Below are 11,693 nucleotides of genomic sequence, written 5' to 3' on the forward strand. Positions count from 1 at the left end.
ATCGCTTTGTAAAAAAGAACCGGCGCTTAGCCGGTTTTTTTTCGTCCTGGTTACGCCGCCAGACGTCGCCTCAGGATCAGATAGCCCGCCACCGCCGACAGAATCGACCCCAGCAAAATGCCCAGCTTCGCCAGCGTAATCAGCTGCGGATTGCTTTCGCCGTAGGCGAGCGAGGCGATGAAGATCGACATGGTAAAGCCGATGCCGCACAGCACGCCGACCGCGGCGATATCCGCCAGACGGGTATTGTGCGGCAGCGTCGCCAGCCTGAATTTCACCGCCAGCCAGCAGAAGAGCGTGATCCCCAGCGGCTTGCCGATCAGCAGCCCCACCATAATGCCCAGCGGCAGCAGCGAAACGATATCCGCCGCGTGCACGCCGTCCAGCGACACGCCGGCATTGGCGAAGGCGAACAGCGGCAGGATCAGCCAGCGCACCCAGGGATGCAGCGCGTGCTCCAGGTGAATCGCCGGCGAGTGGCCCTCCTGCTTCTTCAGCGGGATTAAAAAGCCCACCACCACGCCCGCCAGCGTCGCATGCACGCCCGATTTCAGCACGGCGGTCCAGAGCACCATGCCGACCAGCAGATAGAGCCCGGTATTGCGTACGTTCAGCAGATTCATCGCCGCCAGCACCACAATCGCCAGCGCGGCGACGCCCAGCGCTGCCATCGACAGATCGCTGGTGTAGAACAGCGCGATAATCACAATGGCGCCGAGATCGTCGATGATCGCCAGCGCCATCAGGAAGATTTTTAGCGCTGGCGGCACGCGGCTGCCGAGCAGCGCGAGGATGCCAAGGGCGAAGGCGATATCGGTGGCGGTGGGAATGGCCCAGCCGCTGCGCGTGGCGGGATCCGCGCCGTTAAAGGCCAGAAACAGCAGGCCCGGCGCCAGCATGCCGCCCAGCGCGGCAATCAGCGGGAAGATCGCCTGTTCACGCTTTGCCAGCGCGCCCATCACCATTTCGCGCTTCACTTCTAAGCCCACCATCAGGAAGAACACCGCCATCAGCGCGTCGTTGATCCACAGCAGCAGATTCTTACTGATATCGAGCGCGCCGAAGCGGAATTCCACCGGTATCGCCAGCAGGTTCTGATAGCCCTGCTGCGTGGCGGCGCTATTCGCGAGGAGCATCGCCAGCGCGGCGGCGACAATCAGCACTATGCCGCTGGTCGCATCGTTCTGTAGCCATTTTTTAAGCCTGATATTCACATTTTCTCCTGAGTGATTGACCTGTGCTATCCCAGAGCAGCGGCTATCATAACGGTTAACAAACAGTGATTCGGCTAGTAAAACGCGTATTTACGGAACTTTAAGCGCTGTGCGTTAAAAGCAGGGTAAAAAAAAGCCAGCGACAAGGCGCTGGCTTTATTTCACCGAATAACGATTAGCGGGTCAGGTCGTCGAAGAATTTTTTCACGCCGTCGAAAAAGCTTTTCGAACGCGGGCTGTTGTTCTCGCCAGTCGGACCGCCGAAGCTCTCTTCCAGATCGCGCAGCAGCTTTTTCTGCTTCTCGTTCAGATTGACCGGGGTTTCCACCACCACGCGGCACAGCAGGTCGCCGACCGCGCCGCCGCGCACCGACTTCACGCCTTTGCCGCGCATGCGGAACAGCTTGCCGGTCTGGGTTTCCGCCGGGACCTTCAGCTTCACGCGTCCATCCAGCGTCGGTACTTCGATCTCGCCGCCCAGCGCCGCCATGGCAAAGTTGATCGGCACTTCGCAGTAGAGGTTGTTATCTTCACGTTCGAAGATCGGGTGTTTCTTCACCGACACCTGAACGTAGAGATCGCCCGCTGGCGCGCCCTGCTCGCCGGCTTCGCCTTCACCGCTGAGACGGATACGGTCGCCGGTGTCGACGCCTGCGGGAATTTTCACCGACAGGGTTTTCGACTTCTCAACGCGGCCGTGACCGTGACAGGCGTTGCACGGATCTTTAATCACCGAGCCGCGACCGTGACAGGTCGGACAGGCCTGCTGCACGGTGAAGAAGCCCTGACGCATCTGCACCTGGCCTGCGCCGTGACAGGTAGGACAGGTCTGCGGCTGGGTGCCCGATTTCGCGCCGCTGCCGTGGCAAACCTCACACTCCTGCAGCGTCGGGATGCGGATCTCTTTGGTCACGCCGCGCACCGCTTCTTCCAGCGTCAGCTCCATGTTGTAGCGTAAATCGGCGCCGCGCGCTGCGCGCTGACGACGACCGCCGCCAAAGATGTCGCCGAAGACGTCGCCAAAGATATCGCTGAAGTCCGCGCCGCCGCCACCAAAGCCGCCGCCGCCGAATCCGCCACCGCCCATGCCGCCCTGTTCAAACGCCGCATGACCATATTGATCGTAGGCCGCGCGCTTCTGCGCGTCGGTCAGGATTTCGTAGGCTTCCTTGACCTCTTTGAATTTGGCTTCCGCCTCTTTATCACCCGGATTGCGATCGGGGTGAAATTTCATCGCCAGGCGTTTATACGCCTTTTTAATTTCACGTTCGTCTGCGGATTTGGAGACGCCTAAAATCTCGTAGTAGTCACTCTTCGCCATTTTTAGCCCTTAACATGCTCGCACGGGCGTGGAGAGATCTCCTACGCCCGTGCTGGTTTCAACGGCTGTCAGGCCAACCGTCGCGCCCGGTCAGGGGCAATTATTTTTTGTTGTCTTTCACTTCTTCGAATTCAGCGTCGACCACGTCGTCATCTTTCTTCGCAGAAGCGTCGGCTGCGTCCGCGCCGCCTGCCTGTCCCTGCTGCTGTGCCGCTTCCATCAGTTTGCTGGAAACCTGCATCAGGGCCTGCATTTTAGCGTCGATCGCCTCTTTGTCTTCGCCTTTCAGCGCGGTTTCCAGTTCGCTCAGCGCGGACTCGATTGGCGCTTTGTCCTCAGCGGAGAGTTTATCGCCCGCTTCGTCCAGCTGCTTACGGGTGCTGTGCGCAATCTGGTCGCCCTGGTTGCGCGTCTGCACCAGCTCTTCGAACTTACGATCCGATTCAGCGTTCGCTTCCGCGTCGCGAACCATTTTTTCGATCTCGTCCTCGTTCAGGCCGGAAGAGGCTTTAATGGTGATCTTCTGCTCTTTGCCGCTGTTCTTGTCTTTCGCCGAAACGTGCAGGATGCCGTCCGCATCGATATCGAAGGTGACTTCGATCTGCGGCATGCCGCGCGGCGCCGGCTGAATGCCGTCCAGGTTGAACTGACCCAGCGATTTGTTATCGCTGGAGCGCTTACGCTCACCCTGCAGCACGTGAATGGTCACGGCAGACTGGTTGTCTTCAGCGGTAGAGAAGACCTGGCTGTGCTTGGTCGGGATAGTGGTGTTCTTGCTGATCAGCGAGGTCATCACGCCACCCATGGTTTCGATACCCAGCGACAGCGGGGTCACGTCCAGCAGCAGCACGTCTTTCACGTCGCCCGCCAGCACGCCGCCCTGTACTGCCGCGCCGACAGCAACCGCTTCGTCCGGGTTAACGTCTTTACGCGGCTCTTTGCCGAAGAACTCCGCCACTTTGGACTGCACCATCGGCATACGGGTCTGACCGCCCACCAGGATGACGTCGTTGATGTCGGACACAGAGAGTCCCGCATCCTGCAGCGCCACTTTCAGCGGCTCGATAGAGCGGCTGACCAGATCTTCTACCAGCGACTCGAGCTTCGCGCGGGTCACTTTGATGTTCAGGTGTTTCGGACCGGTCGCGTCCGCCGTGATGTACGGCAGGTTAACGTCGGTCTGCTGCGCAGAAGAGAGCTCGATTTTCGCTTTCTCGGCGGCTTCTTTCAGACGCTGCATCGCCAGCGGATCGTTGTGCAGATCGATGCCCTGATCTTTCTTGAATTCCGCGACCAGATAGTTGATCAGACGGCTGTCGAAGTCTTCACCGCCCAGGTGGGTGTCACCGTTGGTGGCCAGCACTTCAAAGGTTTTTTCGCCGTCAACTTCGTCGATTTCGATAATAGAGATATCGAAGGTACCGCCGCCCAGGTCGTATACCGCGATGGTGCGGTTGCCCTGGCCTTTATCCAGGCCGTAGGCCAGCGCCGCTGCGGTCGGTTCGTTGATGATACGTTTTACTTCCAGACCGGCGATACGGCCGGCGTCTTTGGTCGCCTGACGCTGCGCATCGTTAAAGTAGGCCGGAACGGTGATGACCGCTTCGGTCACCGGCTCGCCGAGGTAGTCTTCAGCGGTTTTCTTCATTTTCTTCAGCACTTCCGCAGAGATCTGCGGCGGCGCCATTTTCTGGCCTTTCACTTCCAGCCAGGCGTCGCCGTTGTCGGAAGAGGTGATTTTGTACGGCATGATTTTGATGTCACGCTGCACTTCTTCGTCCTGGAAACGACGGCCGATCAGACGCTTGATAGCAAACAGCGTATTCTGCGGGTTGGTCACCGCCTGACGTTTAGCCGGTTGACCCACCAGAGTTTCGCCATCCTGCGTATAAGCAATAATTGAAGGCGTGGTGCGGTCGCCCTCGGCATTCTCCAGCACGCGCGCTTTACCGCCGTCCATGATCGCAACACAAGAGTTGGTTGTACCCAGGTCAATACCAATAATCTTACCCATCTAAACGTCTCCCACTTAAATTCTTTGTCAATTTGGGTTGTGAACCCTTAATGCGGGCGCTTTGTTGGCTTTCAACCGCCATTACTCGCTTTTTTTCCCGGGCTCACAACGCTCGATGACAACTAAATGGGGCCGCTTCGAAGCGCATCAAGGGTTAAAAGAAAATTTTTTTTCAGATCCGCGCATTCGCCGATGCGGGCGCGTGCTGTCGCGGGGCGCGCAAAGAAAAAGGCCGCAAAAGGCGCGGCCTGGCGAACGCAGTATGACGGGAAGCTGTGTGACCCTGCAGGCCCAGTAAACGGGCTGCGGAAAATATATTATCGTTATTATTGCAAACTGAACTTATTTTCTGTTTTCCCTGATGTTGGCGAACGAGCGAACCTGTCTGCTCGTCAAACAAGCGGCGCTATCTTAATATTACCGGCCTGACGTCGCAGGAGGAATATTTGCCCTTGCGCCCGGCCAGGCGCCATGCTAATAATGGAAATTCCGAAATATTAAAATCCCCCCTTTCTATTCATATTTTTATCATATGGACATTGCTATATGGAAATAAAGGTCAGCCATATTAAGGATCCTCAGGCTGAGGAATATATCATTCAGCAGCTCTGGCAGCATAATAGCCGCTTCGCCGAGATCAATATGAAGCCGCTGAACGTTATATTGTATGATGATGAACAGCATATTCAGGGCGGACTGCTGGCGCACACCTGGTTCGGCACGCTGGATATTCACTATTTATGGATAGATGAGGCGCATCGCCAGCACGGCACCGGGCGTCAGCTGATGCAACAGGCGGAAGAAGAGGCGCGCAGCCGCGGCTGCCATATGGCGGTCGTCGATACCCTCAGCTTTCAGGCGCGCGGGTTTTACGAAAAACTCGGCTATCGCGTCTACGGCGAACAGGATGGCTATGCGCAGCGCTTTTCCCGTTATTATCTGGCGAAAAGATTATAACCTGCTTTCATTCAGCGAGGCGTTATGGGCAGCCCATATCGCAGTATCGACGATTTTCTTGCCGCGTTTGCCACCACGATGGATCTGTTACCGACGCCGTGGGGTTTTAAAGACGCGGCCTCACAACATCTTTATATGAATACCGCGGCTCGCTTATATACCGCTACGCCGAAGAACTATTCGCTGGAAGGGAAAAAAGATAACGAATTTCCCACGCGCTGGAGCGACTGCGCCGATGAATTCTGCGAGCACGACGAACAAGCCAAAGCCCTGAAAAGCAGCGTAGCGGTAATAGAGACCCATTACTGGTATGGCAAAGATTACCTGACCCCTTTCGTCAGCGAAAAATATCCGGTGTTCGACAGCCGCAATCAGTTCCTCGGCTGCATCTGGAACGCGCGCCCGCTCGACAACATCGGCGCGCTTAACTTTATCAATCCCCGCAAAACCTCGGTGCTCACCACGCAGCTTGAGCATCCCCTTTTCACGCCCGCCGAACTGGATGTGATCTTTCTGCTGCTGCGCCGCTTTAGCGCAAAAGAGATCGCGCGCATCTATAACCTCAGCGTGAAAACCATCGGCAACCGCATCGCCACCCTTTATCAGAAAGCGGGCGTGCACTCGCTGCAACAGTTCGAACAATACTGCCGCGCTGAGTCGCTGGAGAACTATCTGCCAGAGAAACTGCTCAGCAAGGGCGTCGCTTTTATTTAAACCGGTAAGGAAAACCTGTTGTGAGTAAATTTGATGACTACCCGTTGAGCCGGGTGCCTGCGGGCGAAAGGCTCTCGCTGTTTAGCGTCGCCCTTGTGCATATGGGTATGCTGACCGCGCTCGATCAGTTTATGCTCGGCGCCGTGCTGGGCAACGGCATGACGCTCGGCGCCGCCTTTACCGCCATTACCCTCGCCAGCCTGCTGTTTGGCTTTATCACCTTCGCCCTCGGCTACGCCGGCATGCGCGAAGGCTTATCCGGCACGCTGCTGGCGCGCTGGTGCGGCTTCGGCCGTCACGGCTCGGTGCTGATCGGCCTGCTGGTCGCCGTCAGCCTGCTGGGCTGGTTCGGCATCCAGAACGCGGTGTTCGCCCGTTCGCTGAGCTACGCCCTGGACGGCAGGCTGAGCTTCGCTCAGGCCGCCTCGCTGTCAGGCGCCGTGCTGACGCTGCTGGTGGCGTTTGGTTTCAAGGCGCTGCGCTTTACCGCGCGCGTCGCGGTGCCGCTGTTTATCGCGCTGATGGGCTGGATTTTCTGGCATGCGTTTCACGGTCCGGCGGCAAACAGCCTTCCGCCACTCGTCGCCACCGAGACCATTACCCTGAGCGCCGCCATTACCATGGTGATCGGCGGCGCCATTCTCGCCAGCCTGATGACGCCGGACCTGACGCGTTTTTCCCGCAGCGGCAAAGACGTTTTCGCCATCACCCTGCTGACGATTCTGGTAGGGGAGTATGGCGTCAACGGGCTGGCCATCCTGATTGCGAAAGCGCTGCACACCGCCGACATCATCGCCATCATTACTCAGACCACCGCCACGCTGGGGCTGTTCGCCGTGGTCTTCTCTACCCTGCGCGTCAACGATCTCAACCTCTACTCCTCGACGCTGGGAGTCGCCAACGCCACGGAAGGGCTGACCGGCTTTAAACCGCGCTACAGCGTGATTACGCTGCTGCTGGGTTTTCTCGGCACCCTCTGCTCGGTGCTGGGCATTCTCGACCGGTTCGTTGATTTTCTTGAACTGCTGGGCGTCATCTTCCCGCCGGTGCTGGGGGTAATGATTGTGGATTACTATCTGCTGAAGACGGACCGCCAGACGCTGGCGCAGAGTCGCGACAGCAACGCGCTGCCGCCCTCTTCGCAGCCAATCGGCTGGCCTGCGCTGATCGCCAGTGTGGCTGGCGGTGCCACCGGGCTGCTGGTTGAGCGCGGCGTGCCGGTGTTTAACTCGATTATCGTCGCCTGTGTCGTCTATCTGCTGACCGCGCCGCTGATGAAGCGCGCCGCGATAATGCAGAAGCGCCCCGCCGCCGACTGACCGCTGCCAGCGCGCCTGTTACAGGCGCGTTTCGCTCGCCAGCGCGCCCTGTCTTTCGGCATAGCGCAGCCATCCCCCGATCAGCAGACCGATCAGCGCCAGCGCCAGCACATACCAGGCGGGCGCCAGCGGCGTGACGCGCAGGATCAGCGTAACAAAAATCGGCGTCAGGCCGCCAAAAATGGCGTAGGCGACGTTATAGGAAAAAGAGATGCCGGTAAAACGCACCGCCGCCGGAAAGGCGCGCACCATCAGAAAGGGCACTACGCCCACCACCCCGACGCTCAGTCCGGCCAGCCCATAGTTGAAGAACAGGTTGCTGGCGTCAGGCGTCTGCGCGGCAAAGAAATGCCAGCTGGCCGCCGCCAGCAGCAGCGAGCCGCCGGTTAAGGTTTTCGCCGCGCCCAGCCAGTCCACCAGCCAGCCGGCGATCACGCAGCCCACCAGCAGCATCACCGTCGCCAGGCAGTTAGCCTGCAGGCTCAGCGCCGCGCTGACGCCGTGCTGCTTCTGCATCAGCGCCGGCGCCATCAGGATCACCACCACGATACAGGCGGAGAGCAGCCAGGTGAGCAGCATCGAGAGCAGAATAGCGCCTTTATGGTGGGTCAGGACGGTTTTCAGCGGCAGCGCGTCGGCCAGCGTCTTACGCTGCTGCATCTCCTGAAACACCGGCGTCTCATGCAGCCAGCGACGCAGATACATCGCCAGCAGGCCGAACAGGCCGCCGAGAAAGAAAGGAATGCGCCAGCCAATGCTGGCGACCGTTTGCGGCGCCATGCTGCTGTTGATGGCGGTCGCCACCAGCGATCCGAGCAGGATGCCGGCCGTCAGGCCCGCGGTCAGCGTGCCGCAGGCGAAACCCACGCGCTTTTCCGGCACGTGCTCCGCCACGAACACCCAGGCGCCCGGCACCTCGCCGCCAATCGCCGCGCCCTGCAGCAGGCGCAGCAGCAGCATCAGCAGCGGCGCGACGATCCCCGCCGTTTCATAGGTCGGCAGCAGGCCCATCGCCAGCGTCGGCAGCGCCATCAGCAGAATGCTCAGGCTGAACATTTTCTTGCGCCCGACCTTATCGCCGAAGTGCGCCATAATCAGCCCGCCGAGCGGGCGCGCCAGATAGCCGGCGGCGAAAATGGCGAAGGTTTGCAGCTGACGCAGCCAGTCGGGAATATCGGGCGGAAAGAAGCGTTCGCCAATCACCGCAGCGAAAAACACGAAGATAATAAAGTCGTAGAACTCCAGCGCGCCGCCGAGCGCGGCCAGCGACAGCGTTTTATAATCCTGACCTTTCAGGCGATGGGCAGCAGGTGAATCCATGAGCGTAAAGGTTCCCAGAGTCAAAGAGACGGTTGTAAATTTACGCTTACTATACCGTCCATCTTTCACTACACCAGCGCTGCCAGAGGCTATGCCTGAAATGACGAATTTTTAGTTATTTATCTCCTTTATCGCGCTTTTAGGGCGAAAAGCTGCTACCACGTCGCGATGCGTGTCAACATAGGGCCCCTCCAGCAGCTGTAAACAATAAGGTACGGCGGCAAAAATGCCCGGCACCGCAACCTTGCCTTCGCCATCCTTCAGCCCCTCCAGCGTCTCCTGAATCGATTTTGGCTGGCCCGGCAGGTTAATCACCAGCGACTGCTTGCGGATCACCCCGACCTGACGCGACAAAATCGCCGTCGGCACGAACCGCAGGCTGATCTGGCGCATCTGCTCGCCGAAACCCGGCATCTCACGGTCGGCGACCGCCAGCGTGGCGTCGGGCGTGACGTCGCGGCGCGCCGGACCGGTGCCGCCGGTGGTCAGCACCAGATGACAGAAGCGCTCGTCCACCAGCTCGCAGATCGCCTGTTCGATCAGCGGCTGCTCGTCCGGCACCAGGCGGGTTTCGGTGGTAAATGGGGTCGCCAGCGCGCGGCTTAGCCAGGCTTCCAGCGCCGGAATGCCCTGATCCTGATAAATGCCGTTCGCGGCGCGATCGGAAACGGAGATCAGGCCAATGCGTAAAGTATCCATGATGTTGTTACCCGGGTTGACCGCAAAGCGGTAAGACAAAAGAGGAATAGCAGGAAGGATAATAGAAAGTAGGGCAAAGCGAAAACCGTGGCGGTCAGGCCGCCACGGCCACAGATTACAGCAGGTCGGCGATCATTTTCTCAAGCTTGCCCTGGTCGACGGCGAAGTTGCGGATGCCTTCCGCCAGTTTCGCCACCGCCATCGGATCCTGATTGTGCTGCCACAGGAACTCCGACTCGGTCATTTTCGCCGGACGCGCTTTGACGTCGCCGCTGTAGCTCAGCTTGCGCTCAACCGCGCCTTCGCTCTCCGCCAGCTCTTTCAGCAGCGCCGGAGAGATGGTCAGACGGTCGCAGCCCGCCAGCTCGAGGATCTCGCCGACGTTACGGAAGCTCGCGCCCATCACCACGGTTTCATAGCCGTGCTGCTTGTAGTAGCTGTAGATTTCAGACACCGACACCACGCCCGGATCTTCGTGCGGCGCGTACTCTTTTTTGTCGGTGTTGTTTTTGTACCAGTCGAGGATACGGCCAACGAACGGGGAGATCAGGAACACGCCCGCTTCCGCGCAGGCGCGCGCCTGGGCGAAGGAGAAGAGCAGCGTCAGGTTACAGTTGATGCCCTCTTTTTCCAGCTGCTCCGCCGCGCGGATGCCCTGCCAGGTTGACGCCAGCTTGATCAGGATGCGGTCGTTGCTGATGCCCGCGTCGTTGTAGAGTTTGATCAGGCTGCGCGCTTTGGCGATGCTGCCTTCGGTGTCGTAAGAGAGACGCGCGTCGACTTCGGTGGAGATGCGGCCCGGGATCAGCTTCAGGATCTCCAGACCGATGTTGACGGCCAGCTTGTCCGATACCAGCGAAATCAGCTCATCTTTGCTGCCGTTCTGCTCGCGCGCCCAGCTAATCGCTTCGTCGATCAGCTTGCGGTATTCCGGGATCTGCGCGGCGTTCAGGATCAGAGAAGGGTTGGTGGTGGCATCTTGCGGCTGGTAGAGCTTCATCGCTGCGATATCGCCGGTGTCGGCGACAACGGTGGTGAGTTGACGCAGGGAGGTGAGTTTGTCCGTCATGTCTCTTGTCTCTTGTGTAATGTCAGGGTGAAAAAGGCTGTTGCGATAATATCATGCGGCAACCGAGGCGCAAGGACGTCAAATGCCGTTTACGATAGCGCAAACGAATGGCTGCGATTTGCCGCGCGCGGCGCCTTTTTTGCTACACTCGGCAGCCTGATTATTAGCCCCTTCCCTGTAGCGACAAGGGATAAACGAGGAAGCGACTATGTTAATGGTGATCTCACCCGCCAAAACGCTCGATTTTAGCAGCCCGCTGGCGACCCAGCGTTTTACCCAGCCTGCGCTGTTAGAAAAATCACAGCAGCTGATCGAGGTGGCGCGCGATCTCTCACCGGCGCAAATCGCTTCGCTGATGAGCATCAGCGACAAGCTGGCGCTGCTAAATGCCGAACGCTTTAACAGCTGGCAGCCCGAGTTCACGCCGGAAAACGCGCGTCAGGCGATCCTGGCGTTTAAGGGCGACGTCTACACCGGCCTGCAGGCGGAGAGCTTCAGCGAGGCGGATTTCGACTTCGCGCAGCAGCATCTGCGCATGCTCTCTGGCCTCTACGGCGTGCTGCGTCCGCTCGACCTGATGCAGCCCTATCGTCTGGAGATGGGCATTAAGTTCGCCACGCCGGCCGGCAACGATCTCTACAGCTTCTGGGGCGATCTGCTGACGCAGCAGCTTAACGACGCGCTGCGGGCGCAGGGCGACGCGGTGCTGATCAATCTGGCGTCGGACGAGTATTTCCGGGCGATCAAGCCGAAGCAGCTAGAGGCGCGGCTGGTGAAGCCGGTGTTCCTCGATGAGAAAAACGGCGCGTTTAAGGTGATCAGCTTCTACGCCAAAAAGGCGCGCGGGCTGATGAGCCGCTATATCATTCAGCATCGCCTGACCGATCCTGAGGCGCTGAAAGGGTTTGATGTCGACGGCTATTTCTATGACGAGGCGAGCAGCGGCGAGAACGAGCTGGTGTTTAAGCGTTACGAGCAGAAGTAACGCTCAGGGCGGCCGACCGGCGACTGGCAAACTTAAAACGCGGGTGACATGGGCCGAAGAGCAAAGCGTCTCGCGCAAGGG

Annotated in this window: 10 protein-coding genes; 4 read left to right on the forward strand and 6 right to left on the reverse strand. The window is 59.1% G+C overall.

The genetic code is table 11. The features are described 5' to 3' along the window. Nucleotides 1–50 precede the first annotated feature (50 nt). From nhaA to dnaK, 3 genes are all read right to left on the reverse strand, one after another. On the reverse strand, nt 51–1,214 hold the full coding sequence (gene nhaA / locus B2J69_RS09575; protein ID WP_081138701.1) for a Na+/H+ antiporter NhaA: 1,164 nt from the start codon (nt 1,212–1,214) through the stop codon (nt 51–53). Nucleotides 1,215–1,389: 175 nt separating this feature from the next. Then, complete coding sequence (dnaJ, locus tag B2J69_RS09580; RefSeq protein WP_081138704.1) at nt 1,390–2,535, reverse strand: molecular chaperone DnaJ; 1,146 nt, start codon at nt 2,533–2,535, stop codon at nt 1,390–1,392. 100 nt (nt 2,536–2,635) lie between these two features. Continuing rightward, complete coding sequence (gene dnaK, locus B2J69_RS09585; protein WP_081138707.1) at nt 2,636–4,549, reverse strand: molecular chaperone DnaK; 1,914 nt, start codon at nt 4,547–4,549, stop codon at nt 2,636–2,638. A gap of 546 nt (nt 4,550–5,095) precedes the next feature. Here dnaK and B2J69_RS09590 point away from each other — a divergent pair. From B2J69_RS09590 to B2J69_RS09600, 3 genes are read left to right on the forward strand one after another with little or no spacing between them, the layout of a single operon-like run. Continuing rightward, complete coding sequence (locus tag B2J69_RS09590; protein ID WP_081138710.1) at nt 5,096–5,506, forward strand: GNAT family N-acetyltransferase; 411 nt, start codon at nt 5,096–5,098, stop codon at nt 5,504–5,506. A 24-nt stretch (nt 5,507–5,530) separates the two neighbouring features. After that, nucleotides 5,531–6,220 (forward strand): helix-turn-helix transcriptional regulator, encoded by a 690-nt coding sequence (locus B2J69_RS09595; protein WP_081138713.1) that lies wholly within the window; start codon nt 5,531–5,533, stop codon nt 6,218–6,220. 20 nt (nt 6,221–6,240) lie between these two features. Next, nucleotides 6,241–7,539 carry a cytosine permease gene (locus tag B2J69_RS09600; protein WP_081138716.1) on the forward strand — a complete coding sequence of 433 codons (1,299 nt, stop codon included), beginning with the start codon at nt 6,241–6,243 and terminating at the stop codon, nt 7,537–7,539. Between the two features lie 18 nt (nt 7,540–7,557). Here B2J69_RS09600 and B2J69_RS09605 read toward each other — a convergent pair whose 3' ends face one another. The 3 genes from B2J69_RS09605 to tal all read right to left on the reverse strand — a co-directional run bounded on the left by B2J69_RS09605 (nt 7,558) and on the right by tal (nt 10,627). After that, the gene (locus B2J69_RS09605; RefSeq protein WP_081138719.1) at nt 7,558–8,859 is read right to left on the reverse strand and encodes an MFS transporter; all 1,302 of its coding nucleotides are present in this window, start codon (nt 8,857–8,859) and stop codon (nt 7,558–7,560) included. 111 nt (nt 8,860–8,970) lie between these two features. Continuing rightward, nucleotides 8,971–9,558 carry a molybdopterin adenylyltransferase gene (gene mog / locus B2J69_RS09610; protein ID WP_081138722.1) on the reverse strand — a complete coding sequence of 196 codons (588 nt, stop codon included), beginning with the start codon at nt 9,556–9,558 and terminating at the stop codon, nt 8,971–8,973. A gap of 115 nt (nt 9,559–9,673) precedes the next feature. After that, a complete protein-coding gene (gene tal, locus B2J69_RS09615; protein WP_081138725.1) occupies nt 9,674–10,627 on the reverse strand; it encodes a transaldolase in 954 nt (317 codons plus the stop codon). Between the two features lie 208 nt (nt 10,628–10,835). On the opposite strand from tal, the gene yaaA reads away from it, so the two are divergent. Further along, entirely contained in the window at nt 10,836–11,612 is a 777-nt protein-coding gene (gene yaaA / locus B2J69_RS09620) for a peroxide stress protein YaaA (RefSeq protein WP_081138728.1), read from the forward strand. The last annotated feature ends 81 nt before the right edge of the window (nt 11,613–11,693 follow it).

Source organism: Pantoea latae (genome assembly GCF_002077695.1).
Taxonomy (GTDB): domain Bacteria; phylum Pseudomonadota; class Gammaproteobacteria; order Enterobacterales; family Enterobacteriaceae; genus Pantoea; species Pantoea latae.

Coding starts and splice junctions, on each gene's coding strand:
- dnaK (WP_081138707.1), bottom strand. CDS start 4,549: ATGGGTAAGATTATTGGTATTGACCTGGGTACAACCAACTCTTGTGTT.
- B2J69_RS09595 (WP_081138713.1), top strand. CDS start 5,531: ATGGGCAGCCCATATCGCAGTATCGACGATTTTCTTGCCGCGTTTGCC.
- B2J69_RS09590 (WP_081138710.1), top strand. CDS start 5,096: ATGGAAATAAAGGTCAGCCATATTAAGGATCCTCAGGCTGAGGAATAT.
- dnaJ (WP_081138704.1), bottom strand. CDS start 2,535: ATGGCGAAGAGTGACTACTACGAGATTTTAGGCGTCTCCAAATCCGCA.
- B2J69_RS09605 (WP_081138719.1), bottom strand. CDS start 8,859: ATGGATTCACCTGCTGCCCATCGCCTGAAAGGTCAGGATTATAAAACG.
- tal (WP_081138725.1), bottom strand. CDS start 10,627: ATGACGGACAAACTCACCTCCCTGCGTCAACTCACCACCGTTGTCGCC.
- yaaA (WP_081138728.1), top strand. CDS start 10,836: ATGTTAATGGTGATCTCACCCGCCAAAACGCTCGATTTTAGCAGCCCG.
- mog (WP_081138722.1), bottom strand. CDS start 9,558: ATGGATACTTTACGCATTGGCCTGATCTCCGTTTCCGATCGCGCCGCG.